Source organism: Ferrovibrio sp., from assembly GCF_025869515.1.
Classification (GTDB): Bacteria; Pseudomonadota; Alphaproteobacteria; order Ferrovibrionales; family Ferrovibrionaceae; genus Ferrovibrio.
In genome coordinates this window covers 78,687-94,572 of the sequence record NZ_JAOZVR010000077.1, presented here as the reverse complement: position 1 = coordinate 94,572, position 15,886 = coordinate 78,687, and the positions used below count along the sequence as shown (strand labels likewise).

Annotated in this window: 9 protein-coding genes; 6 read left to right on the top strand and 3 right to left on the bottom strand. The window is 64.2% G+C overall.

Translation table 11 applies throughout. The features are described 5' to 3' along the window. The first annotated feature begins 61 nt into the window (after window positions 1-61). Window positions 62-3,610, top strand: coding sequence for a S8 family serine peptidase (locus tag OJJ21_RS12220; RefSeq protein WP_297686592.1), 3,549 nt, complete (start codon window positions 62-64; stop codon window positions 3,608-3,610). Window positions 3,611-3,620: 10 nt separating this feature from the next. Then, on the top strand, window positions 3,621-5,063 hold the full coding sequence (locus OJJ21_RS12215; RefSeq protein ID WP_297686590.1) for an MBL fold metallo-hydrolase: 1,443 nt from the start codon (window positions 3,621-3,623) through the stop codon (window positions 5,061-5,063). A 17-nt stretch (window positions 5,064-5,080) separates the two neighbouring features. Here the strand turns inward: OJJ21_RS12215 and OJJ21_RS12210 are convergent, their stop codons facing one another. Beyond that, window positions 5,081-5,281, bottom strand: coding sequence for a superinfection immunity protein (locus OJJ21_RS12210; protein ID WP_297686588.1), 201 nt, complete (start codon window positions 5,279-5,281; stop codon window positions 5,081-5,083). Between the two features lie 83 nt (window positions 5,282-5,364). Between OJJ21_RS12210 and OJJ21_RS12205 the strand changes: the two genes are divergently transcribed. Then, window positions 5,365-6,330 carry a complex I NDUFA9 subunit family protein gene (locus OJJ21_RS12205; RefSeq protein ID WP_297686586.1) on the top strand — a complete coding sequence of 322 codons (966 nt, stop codon included), beginning with the start codon at window positions 5,365-5,367 and terminating at the stop codon, window positions 6,328-6,330. Window positions 6,331-6,336: 6 nt separating this feature from the next. On the opposite strand, the gene OJJ21_RS12200 is transcribed toward OJJ21_RS12205, so the two are convergent. Continuing rightward, window positions 6,337-7,179, bottom strand: coding sequence for a LytTR family DNA-binding domain-containing protein (locus OJJ21_RS12200; RefSeq protein ID WP_297686584.1), 843 nt, complete (start codon window positions 7,177-7,179; stop codon window positions 6,337-6,339). Between the two features lie 103 nt (window positions 7,180-7,282). Here OJJ21_RS12200 and OJJ21_RS12195 point away from each other — a divergent pair, with 103 nt between their 5' ends. Next, complete coding sequence (locus OJJ21_RS12195; protein ID WP_297686582.1) at window positions 7,283-8,461, top strand: acyltransferase family protein; 1,179 nt, start codon at window positions 7,283-7,285, stop codon at window positions 8,459-8,461. Window positions 8,462-8,475: 14 nt separating this feature from the next. On the opposite strand, the gene OJJ21_RS12190 is transcribed toward OJJ21_RS12195, so the two are convergent. Continuing rightward, entirely contained in the window at window positions 8,476-9,270 is a 795-nt protein-coding gene (locus OJJ21_RS12190; RefSeq protein WP_297686580.1) for an outer membrane beta-barrel protein, read from the bottom strand. 461 nt (window positions 9,271-9,731) lie between these two features. On the opposite strand from OJJ21_RS12190, the gene OJJ21_RS12185 reads away from it, so the two are divergent. After that, window positions 9,732-11,177 (top strand): NAD(P)-dependent oxidoreductase, encoded by a 1,446-nt coding sequence (locus OJJ21_RS12185; protein WP_297686578.1) that lies wholly within the window; start codon window positions 9,732-9,734, stop codon window positions 11,175-11,177. Between the two features lie 82 nt (window positions 11,178-11,259). Further along, the gene (gene gltB, locus OJJ21_RS12180; protein WP_297686724.1) at window positions 11,260-15,735 is read left to right on the top strand and encodes a glutamate synthase large subunit; all 4,476 of its coding nucleotides are present in this window, start codon (window positions 11,260-11,262) and stop codon (window positions 15,733-15,735) included. Window positions 15,736-15,886 lie beyond the last annotated feature (151 nt).

Below are 15,886 nucleotides of genomic sequence, written 5' to 3'. Positions count from 1 at the left end.
GGAGGCGTAGTGCTAGATTGCACGACTATAAAGAGTCGTGCACAGCAAAGGGGGAGAGCCGATGAGCGATCATCAGCTGCGTTTGCTTGTAAAGGCGCATCCACAGGCCACTGCAGGACAGCTGGCACTGGCCGGAGGGAAAAGGGCGGAAATCAAGCTTGAACGCCTGTTGCCGAATATCGAAAAGCCGAAGGCAGGCGCAGCGCTCGGCGCGGCGGCCCGGCCGGTCTGGTTCGAGGCTGCAGCCGCCAGTGGGACTGACAATGCCTGGGACATCTGTCATCAGCTGATGAACGAAGGGCTGGGCTTTGCCGGCCAGTCGGTCGTGACCTTGGCCGAACCCGATCTTGAGCAGGAATGGCTGTCGATTCCGCCTGGCCGCGATCTTCTGGGCCTGGCCAATGTCTGCGGCAAGCCCGTCGAACAGGATTCCGATGTCTACGCCACGGAGCCGTCGCATGACTGGTTCCTCAACGACGGCCATTCGCAGCTCCAGCTGGCACGGGCCGGCGTCAGCCAGCCGTCGCTGCCGGGGCAGCAGGTGCGCATCGCGCATCTCGACACCGGCTTCGACCCGCAGCATCGCACGCTGCCGAAAAACCTGCGCCGGGACCTGCAGCGCAATTTCGTCTCCGGCGAGAGTGCAGGCGATGCCAGCGACCAGACCGGCAATGGCCCGCTGACCAATCGCGGCCATGGCACGGCAACCCTGGCGCTGCTGGCGGGCAGCAGTTTCGATACGACAAACAAGCCCTTGGGCGGTGCACATCAGCTCGAGGTCGTGCCGATCCGGGTCGCCAGTTCGGTGCTGCTGTTCCGCAACAGCGCGATCGCCAAGGCGCTCGACTACGTCCACGGCCTCTGGGACGATCCGGACAAGCGCGTCAGCGTGGTGACGATGAGCATGGGTGGGCTGGCATCGGGCGCCTGGGCCGATGCGGTCAATGCGCTGTATGAACGCGGCATCTTCATGGTCTCGGCGGCAGGTAACAATTACGGCAACCTGCCGACGCGTTACATCGTATATCCCGCGCGATTCAAGCGCGTGGTGGCTGCCTGCGGCGTCATGGCCGATGGCCGGCCCTGGGCCGATCTGCCGATCCGCAAAATGGCAGGCTGCTATGGCCCGCGGGATAAGATGGATACGGCGATGGCCGCCTACACGCCGAATGTACCCTGGGCGAAAATCGGTTGCCCTGACCTGGTCGATTGGGATGGCAACGGCACCTCCTCGGCCACTCCGCAGGTGGCGGCGGCGGCGGCGCTGTGGATGCAGCACCACCACGCCGCTCTGGAGGCCTATCCGGAAGGCTGGATGCGTGTCGAGGCGACCCGTCAGGCCCTGTTCGATGCGGCCGGGCAGCCGAATGACCGTGCACTCCTGAAATATTTCGGCCATGGCCTGTTGCGCGCCGAAGGCGCTTTGCAGCAGCAGCCTCAGCCGCAACAGCAGTTGCATCGGCAGGAAGAGGATTCTGCCGCCTTCGCCTTGATCCGGGGTCTTACCGGCCTGGGCGTGTCGGCGCCCACGCAGGCGCAACGGATGCTGGAGCTGGAAGCCCTGCAGATCAGCCAGCGGTCTCATGCGGTGGAACAGCTGCTGATCGAAATCGAGAATGGCAGGAATATCACGCGGCAGAGGCTGTTCGAGGCCCTGCTCGACGAACCCTCCGCTTCACAGACGCTGAAGGAGCACCTGGCTTCCGAGCTGCGCCGGAGCGGCATTACCGTCCCCGTCGACGAAGCGAAAGCGCCGCCGCCGTCCGCGGAGTTGCCGAACGCGAGCCGGCGCGCATTGCACAACCTGTCGCCGCGCGTGCCGAAGCCGCAGAAGCGTAAGCTGCAGGTCTATGCCTCAGATCCCTCGGCCGGCACGCGGCTAGACAGCTACAGGCTCAACCACACCGAGATCGACGTGCCCTGGGAGCCGGATCTGGGAGAGGGCCCCCGTGGCGAATATCTGGATGTGGTCGATATAGATCCTTCGAAGAATGCGGCCTATGCGCCGGTCGATCTCAACCGGCCGGAACTGCTGGTGCAGAACGGCCTGCCGCCCAGCATCGGCAATCCGCAGTTTCACCAGCAGATGGTCTATGCGGTGGCCATGAAAACCATCGGCCATTTCGAGCACGCACTCGGGCGTCCCGCATTCTGGGCCGAACGGCTCGACGGCACCGGCGCGCAAAGACGCTATCATTTCGTGCGCCGCCTGCGGATCTATCCGCATGCCCTGCACGAGGCCAATGCCTTCTATAGCCCCGAGAAACGCGCTCTGCTGTTCGGATATTTCATGGCCACCGCTGCCGATGTCGGCGACAACCTGCCCGGCGGCGTGGTCTTCACCTGCCTGTCGCATGATATCATTGTGCATGAAACCACCCATGCACTGCTCGATGGTCTGCACCCGCGTTACAAGGAGCCATCTGGTCTGGACATGATCGCCTTCCACGAGGCTTTCGCCGATGTGGTGGCTCTGTTCCAGCACTTCACTATGCCAGATGTGCTGCGCGACAAGATCGCCCGGTCGCGCGGGCGCCTCGACCTGCCGGGCGCTCTGGGCGAACTTGCGCGCGAATTCGGCCAGGCCATCGGTGAGCGCAAGGCCCTGCGCGATGCTGTCGGTACACCGCCCCGGCGCGACGCCCTTGACGGCGCCGAGCAGCCGCATGCGCGCGGTGCCGTCCTGGTTGCCGCCATCTTTGCGGCTTTCGTGAAAATCTACGACAACAGCACGGAAAGCCTGTTCCGTCTTGCCACTGGCGGCAGCGGAATCCTGCCAGACGGCCATATTCCCTACGAGCTGACCGAGCAGCTGGCGGCCATGGCGGCCAAGATCGCCAGCCGTGTGCTGATCATCTGCATCCGCGCGCTGGATTACTGTCCGCCGGTCGATCTCACCTTCGGCGAATACCTGCGCGCCCTGATCACGGCCGACCGCGACCTGGTGACCGGCGAAGAGGGCCGGCTTTACCGCGTGGCCTTCATCGAGGCTTTCCGCGACCGTGGCATCTATCCGCAGGGAGTCAACAACCTCTCGGCGGATGCGTTGTGCTGGGAAGCGCCGGAATTCGCCGTTCCCGGTCTGCAACCGCTGCTGCAGTCGATGTCGAAGGCCTGGAAGGCCGATGGCGACCGGTACGAGAGATATATCACCTCCAACGATCATGCGCGGCAGCTCCATGTCTTCCTGCATGACCCCGCCACCAGCGATACCGTTCTGAGCGGCCTCGGGCTGATCAGGATTGCGTCACCGCAAGTGAGAATCATCGACGGCATCACGGGGCGGCTGTCGCGGATCGAGGTGCATTCCGTGCGGCCCCTGCGCCGCGTCAGCCCTGATGGCAAGACCGTTCTCGATAATGTGGTGATCGAGATCACGCAGAAATTCACTGCCGGCGGGATCAAGTATCGCGGCGGTTGCACGATCATCTGCGAGATCGATACCGGAAAAATCTGCTACGTGATCCGCAAGCGCGTCGATCAGGTCGAGCGCATCCGCGAGCAGCAGGCCTTTGCCATGTCGGCGGGTTTCCTTGGATTGCAGGGCACCTATGTTGCGGCGCAGTCGGACGGCAACGAACCGTTCGCCATGATGCACAGGCATGGATGAGGGGGATCGCATGGCACGCGCAAAAACCGTGAAAACCAAAAAGGCCAGCCCTGCGGCAAAAGCTGCGAAACCGAAGGCCACGAAAAAGGCCGCGAAGCCCGTGCGCCAGCGCCGGAACAGTCAAGGCATCCGCATCCGTATGTATCGACAGGGCGTGGGCGACTGCTTCCTGCTCCGCTTTCCGCGCAAGGACCAGACGGATTTCTCCATCATGATCGATTGCGGCGTCCATACGTCGCAATCGGGCGGCAGTGCGAAGATAAGAGAAATTGTCCAGGATATCCTGGATGAAACCGGCGGCCATATCGACGTTATCGTCGCGACCCACGAGCATGACGATCACATATCCGGATTCCGCCAGGCCAGGGAGCTGTTCGAACAGTTCACTCATGTCGGGGAAATCTGGCAGGCCTGGACCGAGGACACGAGCGATCCGCTGGCGAACAAGATCGCCACGGCGAAGGGCTATGCTCTCGCCGCGCTGGACATGGCGCATATGCGCATGAAGGCGATGGGCCTCAACGATAACGGCCTGCTGGAAAACCTGCTGGGGTTCTATGGCGGCGGTTCGGGCAAGCTGCTGCGCCAGTCGACGGAAGTGCTGCTGAGTCTGTCCGATGTGGTGCGCTATCATAAACCCGGCGATCCGCCGATTGAGCTCGAAGGCATGGAGGCGCGGGTCTTCGTCCTCGGGCCGCCCCGCGACGAGAAGCTGCTGAAGAAAAACGATCCCAGCAAATCGGCGCCGGAGGTCTATGGCTTTGCCGCCTATGGCCAGGATGCCGGTGCCCTGACCGTGGCCCTCAAACCGGACAGCGTTCCGATCTTCGGGCACAACTATGTCATCCCGCTGTCGGTCACCAAGGGCGTGAAATTCTTCGAACGCCATTACTGGGCGGACCGTACCGAGGATAACCGCAGCGAGCGCGATGACCGGACGCAGGACTGGCGCCGCCTGAACGAAGAATGGCAGGGCGCTGCCACCTCACTGGCGCTCAAGCTCGATTCCGATACCAACAACACCAGCCTGGTGCTGGCGATCGAACTGGGGCCGCGGAACAAGGGCGGTCCGGTCCTGCTGTTCGCCGCTGATGCCCAGGTCGGCAACTGGCTGTCATGGCAGAATGTCGTCTGGGAGGATATCGCTGGCCGCCGCGTCACCGGCCCGGATCTGCTGCGGCGTACCAAGGTCTACAAGGTCGGCCATCATGCCAGCCACAATGCCACGCTGCAAAAGCAGGGACTGGAACTGATGACGGCGCTCGATCTCGCCCTGATCCCCACCGATGCCGAAACGGCCACCAAGGTGGGGTGGGGCACCCTGCCCTGGCAGCCGCTGCTGGAGCGCCTGGAGGAACAGGCCGGCATCGCCGTGATCCGTACCGACAAGGATGGGGCGGCGCTGCCCGGCATCGTGGTCGAGGACCCGCTCTATTATGAAATCACTGTTTGATAACAACAGTTTGTCAGCTATTCGGGATCGCGCGTCCGCCGGCTGAGTGCCAGGCCGAGGCAGACGGCCCAGCCGATCACGGTCCAACCGACCAGCAGGTTGGCCAGCATGATCTTCTGCCGCCAGCGATGCTGGCGCCGCCAGGCCAGCAGGCTGGGCAGGAAATAGACGGCTGCGATCAGCAGCCCCATGACGATGGTGGGGAATCCGGCGCCCATGCCGGCCAAGCTATTGGATGGTGAGGCGAATTGGCTATAGTCCGGGCATTCGCCATTGGCATTTTCGGCAGGGGATTCGGGTCATGTCGCTGCGCAACCAGCTCGTCACCGTTTTCGGCGGCTCCGGCTTCATCGGCCGCTATGTCGTGCAGAAGCTGGCCCAGCAGGGCGCCCGGGTGCGCGTCGCCATCCGCCGCCCCGACGAGGGCCTGTTCCTCAAGCCGATGGGCGCGGTCGGCCAGATCGATATCGTGCAGGCCAATATCCGCATGCCGATGTCGGTGCAGCAGGCGGTGCAGGGCGCGGATGCGGTGATCAACTGCGTCGGCATCCTGTATGAGCGCGGCGCGCAGAAATTTCCCGCTGTGCAGGCGCGCGGCGCCGAGGTGATCGCGCTCTGCGCCAGGGAAGCCGGCGTGAAGAAGATGGTGCATGTTTCCGCCATCGGCGCCGATGCCGACAGCGGCTCGGATTATGCGAAGAGCAAGGCGGCCGGTGAGGCCGGCGTGCGGCGCCAGATGCCGCAGGCCGCCATCATCCGCCCCAGCGTGGTGTTCGGTCCGGAAGACGATTTCTTCAACCGCTTCGCCGCGATGGCGGCGATGACGCCGGCCCTGCCGCTGGTCGATGGCGGCGAGACGAAACTGCAGCCGGTCTATGTCGGCGATGTCGCCACCGCGATCGTGGCCGCGCTGATGGACGATGCCGCCGCGGGCCAGATCTACGAGCTCGGCGGGCCGAAGGTCTACAGCATGAAAGAGATCATGCAGCTGACGCTGGCCGCGATCCACAAGAAGCGCCTGCTGCTGCCGGTGCCGGGCGCGCTGCTCAAGCCGCTGGCCTTTGCGCTCGAACTGCAGCCGTTATTCGCGCCGCCGATCACCCGCGACCAGATCGAACTGCTGAAGGCCGACAATGTGGTGTCGGAAGGCGCGAAAGGTCTGAAGGATCTCGGCATCGAGCAGCCGACCCCGGTGGAAGGCCTGATCGAGACCTATCTCTATCGCTATCGCCGCGGCGGCGGCAAATTCGAGCCGCGTTTCAGCTGAGGCCATTCAACCCAGCTTCAGCGCTTCGCGCCAGCGGCGCCCGCCGCCTATCTGGCGGCCATCGTCCAATGTGACTGTGAAATCGCCGCTGTCGTTGCCGGCCACGCTGCGTACATGGCGGCGGTTGACGATGCGCGAGCGGTGGATGCGCACGAAATCCTGATCGGCCAGTTCGCGTTCCAGCGTCGACAGGGTCTGGCGCTGCAGATGGCTGCCGTTGGCCAGGTGCAGTTCGACATAGTTGCCGGCTGCTTCGGCCCACACAATCTCGGCCGGATCGACGAAGATGCGGCGCGCGCCGTCGCGGATTTCCAGCCGGCGCGGGCCGGACTGCGCCGCGCGCTGCACCACCACCTGCTGCACGATGACCTGGGCGCGGCGGCGCGCCATCGCCACCAGCCAGATCAGCGCCACCATGCCGGTATAGATGACGGCATCCTTGCGCAGTTCGTAGACCAGCTGCAGGCCCAGTGTGCCGGGCTTGCCGAAACCGTAGGACTGGCCGAACAGCGGGAAGAGTGCGAAGCGCAGCGCCACCATGCCGCCGATATGCGCGGCGCTGCCCAGCGCGAAGCCGCCGAGATGGCCCAGTACGGCACGCGGCCAGCCGAGACGCTTGGGGTCGAGCCGGGCGGTCAGGGCCAGCAGCAGCGGCGTGAGGACGAACAGCATGAAGACGCTGGTGCCTTCCGTCACGGCATAACACCAGGCCGGGGCGGCGATGCCGTTGCGGGTGTCCTCGATCCAGAAGGAGGAGGCGCCCATCGCCGCCGCCAGAATCAGCGAGCCCGCATAGCCGAGCCAGAGCCGACGGGAAAAACCGATGTATTCCGCGGCATGGCCGCTCATCCCGCCATCCGTCACAGACAACCCGCCGCCCGTCCCTTCCGGCTTTGAGCCGGCATCAGGGGCTGGCAAAGACGGCGCATCGCCTGGCTGGAGAGAGGGTTTCATGTCGGACATGAGTGAGCGGCGTTACGATCTCGACTGGTTGCGCATCATCGCCTTCGGGCTGCTGATTTTCTATCACATCGGCATGTTTTTCGTCGCCTGGCCCTGGCATGTCAAAAGCAGCCATGCCGGCCCGGATCTCCAGCCACTGATGCTGCTGACCAGCCCCTGGCGGCTGGCGCTGCTGTTCCTGATCGCCGGCTGCGCCACCCGCTTCATGGCCGACCGGATGGCGCGTGGCCGCATGGCCCGGATGCGCAGCTTGCGCCTGCTGTTGCCGTTGCTGTTCGGCATGCTGGTGATCGTGCCGCCGCAGACCTATGCCGAGATCGTCGAGAAGCTCGGCTACAGCGAAGGCGTGTTCGCCTTCTATGCGAAATACATCGGCTTCCATGGCGGCTGGCGCGTGGATGGCAAACCGCTGATCGTGCCGACCTGGAATCACCTGTGGTTCGTCGCCTATCTCTGGGTCTACACCATGATCGTGATCGCTCTGCGGCCGGTCTTTGATTTTCCTGGGCTGCATGCGCTGCCCCTGCGCGGTGTTGCCGCCGCCTTGCGCCAGCCGATAGCGCTGCTGCTGGTGCCGCCGCTGCTGATCGGCGTGCTGCGCCTGGTGCTGCGGCCGGTCTTCGGCGAGACCCATGCGCTGATCGACGACTGGTATCTGCATGCGCTGTATCTGTCGCTGTTCCTGTTCGGCTATGGCATCGCCAAGCATGACGGCATCTGGCAGAGCATCGAGCGCCTGCGCTGGATCGCGCTCACTCTGGCGTTGGCGGTTTATGCCGTAATGATCTGGGCGGTGGTCACCAATACCGGTGGATGGATGCGCGCTTTCATCTGGTCGCTCGACCAGTGGGCCTGGATCCTCATGCTGCTGGGTTTCGCGCGGCGCTGGATGAATTTCGACAGCCCCGTGAGCGGTCGCTGGCGCCGCTATCTCACCGAGGCGATCTTTCCCTTCTATATCCTGCACCAGACCATCATCGTGGTGCTGGGCCACCGGATCAGCGGCCTCGGCCTCTCGGCCGGCAGCGAAGCGGCGCTGCTGGCGGGCGCCACCGTGGCCGGCTGCTGGGCGGGTTACGAGGCGGTGCGTCGGGTCGGCTGGCTGCGGCCGCTCTTCGGGCTAAGGTCAAATCAGATCCGCGACGCGGACTCCGGCCGGGCGCGCTGAGTATCCGGCCCGGCTCAGAGTCCCTTGAACCGGTAGGTGACACCGAGCAGAACGGTGTTGGTCTTCAGATCGCCTGTGCTGGTCACCGGGGTGGTGTTGCCGGCTTGACCGGGATTCGTGATCGTATACGACGTGCTCAGGCTGCCGTAATCCGCATACAGGTATTTGAGGGTGAGCGCCCAGTTGGAGTCGAGCGCATAACCGCCACCAACACCCAGGGCCCATCCGAGCATGGTTTCGGTGTTCGAGCTGTGGCCTGTTCCGTTAAAGCCGCTGAAGTTGGCGTTGTCGCGGTACGTCGCGTCCAGGGTGGCGCGCGTCACCGCCAGGCCGCCGGTGGCGAAGACCTGCCACTTGTCCTGCGCCCAGCCCAGCTTCGGACCCAGGGTCGCCTGCCAGTCGGCCTTGACGCGCTGGTCGACGGAGAAACGTACCGTCGGGGCCGACTGAAAGACTTCGCTGGTCTGGCTGCTCTGATCAAGGAAAAGCGTGTTGGCACTGGCCGCGACGCCGAGCAGGATATGGCCATACTGTTGGGTATAGCCGAACTCCAGACCGCCCGAAGGCCGCCACTGCAGGATGTCGTCGTCGGTCGCCCGCTGAAACTGGGCAAAGTCGGTGCCGGAGAAATAGTTGCCGCTCGCCTTGTTCGTGGCCACGCTCTGGACATGGGAATAGCCCCCGGTCGCGCCGATGCTGCCGCCCAGCTCGAAGCCGGACCAGTCGGCTTGCTGTGCCAGAGCGGCACCGCCGCCAAGCCACGCAAGGCTGCCCACGAGACCCGCGACAAAAACCCGATATGCCTGCATTCGACGCCCCACCTGATCAGCCAAACGAGCGGCCGCCCCCGGTCGCCTCGTTACCCACATGTACTAGCGCTGCAATTCAGCAAGGTGAATCTAAGCAGTATACGATCTAAAAAAAAGACTTACGGCTAAGCTGGGGTCGTCACCTTTCGAATCAAAAGCTTATCTTTGTATTAGTCTCAATTCGGACCCAATATTTGGGTGTGTGGCAGCTGAAACCCGTTCGCAGACCCACAAACCCCCTGCGCAAGAATCGAAAAGGTCAACAAATGTGACCTATCGGAGATTTTATGCTTGATTGTGGCGCCATTGGGCAATAAAAGTTGCGCTCCGCCCCAGTTCGACGGTTCTTTGCATCCTGAAGGTGCCGGGACCCTGTCGCCCGGGGGTGTCTGTGTCCCCAAGACCGACCTGCCGCCCCAGCTTTCTTCTTCGACCAGCCGGCAGGTCATGCGGAGCGTGCCATGGCCGAGAAGATGCTGAAGTTCGTGCAGACTGCCCAGGCGATGCCGGAAAAGCGCGGCGCCGCCGAGCGGGCGAAGGACTTCGACGAGATCTACCGCGAATTCGCCGCCACCAAGGCCGACGAGCAGGCTTCGCGCTGCTCGCAATGCGGCGTGCCGTTTTGTCAGGTGCATTGCCCGCTGCACAACAATATCCCCGACTGGCTGCGCATGACTGCCGAGGGCCGGCTGGAAGAAGCCTATGAGCTGAGCCAGGCGACCAACACCTTCCCCGAGATCTGCGGCCGCATCTGCCCGCAGGACCGGCTGTGCGAAGGCAACTGCGTGATCGAGCAGTCGGGCCACGGCACCGTCACCATCGGCTCGATCGAGAAATACATCACCGAGAAGGCCTGGGAGTCGGGCTGGGTGCAGGCGCCGAAGCCCGTGCATGGCGAACGGCCGCAGAGCATCGGCATCGTCGGCGCCGGCCCGGCCGGTCTGGCCGCTGCCGACAAGCTGCGCCGGCTCGGCTATGCCGTGCATGTCTACGACCGCTACGACCGCCCCGGCGGCCTGCTGATCTACGGCATCCCGAATTTTAAACTCGAGAAGAGCGTGGTCGAGCGCCGCTCGGCGCTGCTCGAAGCGGCCGGCGTGCAGTTCCACATGAATTTCGAGGTCGGCCGCGATGCCTCGCTGGACGATCTGCGCAAGAAACACGATGCCGTGCTGATCGCCACCGGCGTCTACAAGGCGCGCGAACTCCAGGCGCCGGGCTCGGGGCTCGACAATATCGTGCCGGCGATGACCTATCTCACCGCCAGCAACAAGCATGGCCTCGGCGACACGGTGCCGGAGTATGAGAACGGCATGCTGAATGCCGCCGGCAAGAAGATCGTCGTCATCGGCGGCGGCGACACCGCGATGGACTGCGTGCGCACCGCGATCCGCCAGGGCGCCACCGCCGTACACTGCCTGTATCGCCGCGACAAGGCCAACATGCCGGGCTCGATGCGCGAAGTGAAGAATGCCGAGGAAGAGGGCGTCGAATTCGTCTGGCTGTCGCTGCCCAAGAGTTTCCGCGGCGAGGGCAAGGTCACCGCCGTGCATGCCAGCCGCATGAAGCTCGGCGCGGCCGATGGCTCGGGCCGCCAGATGCCGGTGGAAATCGAAAATGCTGATTTCGACCAGCCGGCCGATATCGTGATCAAGGCGCTCGGCTTCGATCCGGAAGACCTGCCGCAGGACTTCAAGGCGCCGCATCTGGAAGTCACGCGCTGGGGCACGGTGAAGATTTCCGCCCGCAGCAAGATGACCAACATCCCGGGCGTGTTCGCCGCCGGCGATATCGTGCGCGGCGCCAGTCTCGTCGTCTGGGCGATCCGCGATGGTCGCGACTGCGCCGATGCGATGCATCAGTATATCCAGGCCAAGGCGCAGCCCGCCGCGGCCGCGGCCGAGTAAGGAGGAGTCCACCATGAACGACATCGAAGCGACCTACGTCGAGCAGTGGCAGGACGAGACCCGGCGCCTGTCGGAGACCGGCATGTATCGGGCTGAGGACGAGCATGACGCCTGCGGCGTCGGGCTCATCGCATCGCTCGATGGCCAGCCGCATCGCAGCGTGGTGGCTGCCGGCATCACGGCACTGAAGGCCTTGTGGCATCGCGGCGCGGTGGATGCCGATGGCAAGACCGGCGACGGCGCCGGCATTCACGTCCAGATTCCGCAGGATTTCTTCCGCGAGCATGTGCGCCGCTCGGGCTTCGAGCCGGGCGAGGGCAAGCTGGGTCTGGGCATGGTTTTCCTGCCCAAGACCGACCTGTCGGCGCAGGAAACCTGCCGTACCATCGTCGAGACCGCGATCCTCGATTTCGGCTACGGCATCTATGGCTGGCGCCAGGTGCCGGTCGACGCCACCATCATCGGCGAGAAGGCCAATGCCACCCGTCCCGAGATCGAGCAGGTTCTGATCGAGAACCGGCATGGCAAGGACGACAGCGCGTTCGAGCGCGACCTGTTCCTGATCCGCCGCCGCATCGAGACCCAGGTGCTGGCCGCCCATATCAGCGACTTCTATATCTGCTCGCTGAGCTGCCGCTCGCTGATCTACAAGGGCATGTTCCTGGCCGAACAGATCGACTATTTCTATCCCGATCTGCAGGACGAGCGTTTCGTCTCGACCTTCGCCATCTATCACCAGCGCTATTCCACCAATACGTTTCCGACCTGGCGCCTGGCGCAGCCCTTCCGCATGCTCGCCCATAACGGCGAGATCAACACGTTGCGCGGCAACGTCAACTGGATGAAGAGCCACGAGATCAAGATGGCCTCGGAGGCCTTCGGCGATTTTTCCGACGACATCAAGCCGATCGTGCAGTCCGGTTCGTCGGATTCGGCGGCGCTCGACAGCGTCTTCGAGGTGCTGGTGCGCGCCGGCCGCAACGCGCCGATGGTGAAGACCATCCTGATTCCGGAACCGACCTCGAACAAGCCGCTGATGCCGCAGTCGCATCGCGACCTCTATGCTTATTGCAACTCGATCATGGAGCCGTGGGACGGTCCGGCGGCGATCTGCGCCACCGACGGCCGCTGGGCGGTGGCTGGCCTCGACCGCAACGGCCTGCGCCCGATCCGCTACACGGTGACCACCGACAATCTTCTCATTGTCGGCTCGGAAACCGGCATGGTGCCGGTGCCGGAGCAGAAGGTGATCAAGAAGGGCCGCGTCGGCCCCGGCGAGATGATCGCCATCGACCTCAAGAAGGGTCGCTTCTATCTCGACCGCGAGATCAAGGACAAGCTCGCCTCCGAGCATCCCTACGGTGAGTGGGTCAAGAACATCCTGACGATCGACAAGATCAGGGATGCGGCCGCCACGTCCAAGACCTTCTCCAAGGACGAACTGCGCCGCAGCCAGCTGGCTTTCGGCCTGACGCTGGAAGACATGGAGCTGATCCTGCATCCGATGGCGGAAGACGCCAAGGAGGCCATCGGTTCGATGGGCGACGACACGCCGATCGCCGTGCTGTCGGAACAGTATCGCGGCCTGCATCATTTCTTCCGCCAGCAGTTCAGCCAGGTCACCAACCCGCCGATCGACAGCTTGCGCGAAAAGCGGGTGATGTCCTTGCGCACCCGCATGGGCAACCTGACCAACGTGCTGGACGAGGACGCCAAGCAGGTCGCCATCCTGCTGCTGGAAAGTCCCTGCCTGTCCAATGCCGATTATGCCAAGGTGCTGAAATACGCCGAGAAGAGCACGGCGAAGATCGACTGCAGCTTTGCCATCGATGCCGGCGAGGGCGGGTTGCGCGACGCGCTGAAGCGCATCCGCGGCGAGGCCGAGAATGCAGTGCGCGGCGGCGCCGCCCATATCGTGCTGACGGATGAGGGCATGAATGCCGCCCGCGCCGCCATTCCGATGATCCTGGCCACCGGCGCGGTGCACAGCCATCTGGTGCGCCAGGGCCTGCGCACCTTCACCTCGCTCACCGTGCGCTCGGGCGAATGCCTGGACGTGCATTACTTCGCCGTGCTGATCGGCGTCGGCGCCACCACGGTGAATGCCTATCTGGCCGAAGCCTGCCTGGTTGACCGCGTCAATCGCGGCCTGCTCGGCAAGCTGAGCGCCGAGGAGGCGATCAACCGCTTCAAGGATGCCGTCGATGGCGGCCTGCTCAAGATCATGTCCAAGATGGGCATCTCGGTGATCAGCTCCTATCGCGGCGGCTACAATTTCGAGGCGCTCGGCCTCAGCCGTTCGCTGGTGGCCGACCTGTTCCCCGGCATGCCGTCGCGCATCTCCGGCATCGGCCTGATCGGTATTCAGAAGAAGGTTCTTGCTCTCCATGAAAAGGCCTTCCGCGCCGATGTGACGGCCCTGCCGGTCGGCGGCATCTACCGCTACCGGCGCGGCGGCGAGGCGCATGCCTGGGAAGCCAACCTGATCCACATGATGCAGACGGCGGTGGGCACGGAAAACTACGCCCTGTTCAAGAAATACACCGCCGGCCTGCGCGACCTGCCGCCGATTTCGGTGCGCGACCTGCTGGAGATCAAGCCGGCCGCCGCCGCGCTGCCGATCGAACAGGTCGAATCCGTCACCGAAATCCGCAAGCGTTTCATCACGCCCGGCATGTCGCTCGGCGCGCTCGGCCCCGAGGCGCATGAGACCCTGACCATTGCGATGAACCGCATCGGCGCCAAGTCGGATTCCGGCGAAGGCGGCGAGGCACCGGAAAACTTCAAGCCGCGTCCCAATGGCGACAATGCCAATTCGGCGATCAAGCAGGTGGCCAGCGGCCGATTCGGCGTGACGGCGGAATATCTCAACAACTGCCGCGAGCTGGAAATCAAGGTCGCCCAGGGCGCCAAGCCTGGCGAAGGCGGCCAGCTGCCCGGCTTCAAGGTCACCGAGCTGATCGCCAAGCGCCGCCTGGCGACGCCCGGCGTGATGCTGATCTCGCCGCCGCCGCATCACGACATCTATTCGATCGAGGATCTGGCGCAGCTGATCTACGACCTGAAGCAGATCAATCCCGATGCCCAGGTCTGCGTCAAGCTGGTCTCCGAAGCCGGCATCGGCACGATTGCCGCCGGTGTGGCAAAAGCGAAGGCCGATGTCATCCTGGTGTCCGGCCATGTCGGCGGCACCGGTGCCTCGCCGCAGACGTCGGTGAAGTATGCCGGCACGCCCTGGGAAATGGGCCTGTCGGAAGTCAACCAGGTGCTGACGCTGAACAAGCTGCGGCATCGCGTCAAGCTGCGCACCGATGGCGGCCTGAAGTCGGGCCGCGACATCGTCATCGCCGCCATGCTGGGTGCCGAGGAATACGGCGTCGGCACGGCGGCCCTGGTGGCGATGGGCTGCATCATGGTGCGGCAGTGCCATTCGAATACCTGCCCGGTCGGCGTCTGCACGCAGAACGAGGCGCTGCGGCAGAAATTCACCGGCACGCCGGAGAAGGTGATCAACCTGTTCAGCTTCATCGCCGAAGAGGTGCGTGAGATTCTCGCCTCGCTGGGCGTGAAATCGATCGACGAGATCATCGGCCGCACCGACCTGCTGACCCAGGTCAGCCGCGGCGGCGCGCATCTCGACGACCTCGATCTCAACCCGATCCTCGCCCAGGCCGATACCGGCGACCATGCGCGCTACTGCACGCTGGAAGGCCGTAACGAGGTGCCCGATACGCTGGATGCGCAGATGCTCGGCGATGCCGCACCTGTCTTCAGCCATGGCGAGAAGATGCAGCTCGCCTACAATATCCGGAACACCCATCGCGCCATCGGCACGCGGCTCAGTTCGCATCTGGTGCGCAAGTTCGGCATGAAGGGGCTCAAGCCCGGCCATATCACCGTGCGGCTTACCGGGTCGGCCGGCCAGTCGCTCGGCGCCTTCGCCGTGCAGGGGCTGAAGCTCGAAGTCTTCGGCGATGCCAACGACTATGTCGGCAAGGGCCTGTCGGGTGGCATGATCGTGGTGCGGCCCTCGCCGGCCTCGCCGCTGATGCCGGTGACGAACGAGAACACCATCATCGGCAACACGGTGCTGTATGGCGCCACCGGCGGCAAGCTGTTCGCCGCCGGCCAGGCCGGCGAGCGCTTTGCCGTGCGCAACTCGGGCGCCACGGCGGTGATTGAGGGCTGCGGCTCGAACGGCTGCGAATACATGACCGGCGGACGCATCGCCATCCTCGGCAAGGTGGGCGATAACTTCGCCGCCGGCATGACCGGCGGCATGGCCTTCGTCTACGATGCCGAAGACCAGCTGCCGATCGCCATCAACGACGAAAGCGTGGTTTACCAGCGGCTGGCGTCGAGCTACTGGGACGGCGTGCTGCGCGGCCTGATCGAGGAGCATATCCGCGAGACGCAGTCGATCTACGCCAACAACCTGTTCGCAGACTGGGACCAGGTGAAGAGCAAGTTCTGGCAGGTCTGCCCGAAGGAGATGATCGCCCGGCTGGATCATCCGCTCAGCGACAAGGCTGCGGCGGAAGCGGCCAAGAGCGCGTAAGGAACCGTCTTCTGGTTTCGGCCTGCCCCAATTGGCCGGGTCCAGGGAAGCGGAAACGCCGTCGGCAGCAATGCCGGCGGCGTTTTTGCATTCAGCTTCGTCATGCCCGGGCTTGACCCGGGCATCTCATGCCGACTGAGAGAGACCCTCG